The sequence below is a fragment of the Terrabacter terrae genome (genome assembly GCF_039529575.1).
Taxonomy (GTDB): domain Bacteria; phylum Actinomycetota; class Actinomycetes; order Actinomycetales; family Dermatophilaceae; genus Terrabacter; species Terrabacter terrae.
Genome location: NZ_BAAANB010000172.1, coordinates 1 through 500, shown reverse-complemented (window position 1 = coordinate 500; position 500 = coordinate 1). Strand labels below are relative to the sequence as shown.

The following is a 500-nucleotide window of genomic DNA, read 5'->3' as shown; positions in this document are numbered from 1 at the left end:
TTGAGCTGCTCGACGACGTCGACGCTCGAGGCCGGCGCCGCAGCCGGCGGGGCGGCCTCAGGAGGCGGCGGAGGCGCCTGTTGCTGGTACTGCTGGTCGTAGGCCTCCTGCTGCTGAGCGGCGATGTTCGCGTCGCGACCGGCGAACTTCTCGGCCTGGCGGCGTTGGACCCGTCCGGCCACGGCGGAGGCGGTGCCGGCCACGACGGCCGTGCGTGCGACTCCTCGCAGTAGTCCTGGCATCGCGGTTGCTCCTTCAGCTAGTCGGTTCGAGGGACTCGATGGCGGCCATGATCTCGGTCGCCGGGATGCGGGCGCTGGCGATGACCTCTCCGCCACTCCCGCGGGCAGCGGCCACGAACGGCGCGGCCCACGTGTTCTCGTAGACGATCAGTGCCGCGACCGTGCCGGGCGACATGGCGCCGGCTGCCTCGCCGACGTCGTCCTGGCCGAGCAGGCCCGACCGCGCTCCGCTGAAGTAGGCGAAGCCGCCCGAGGCGG

Annotated in this window: 2 protein-coding genes; both read right to left on the bottom strand. The window is 72.8% G+C overall.

All coding sequences use genetic code 11. The features are described from left to right. On the bottom strand, positions 1 to 242 hold a 242-nt coding region (locus ABD194_RS20430; protein ID WP_343994941.1), incomplete at its 3' end, for an SHOCT domain-containing protein. Positions 243 to 255: 13 nt separating this feature from the next. Then, the coding region (locus ABD194_RS20425; protein ID WP_343994938.1) for a DUF6325 family protein at positions 256 to 500 on the bottom strand (245 nt) is incomplete at its 5' end.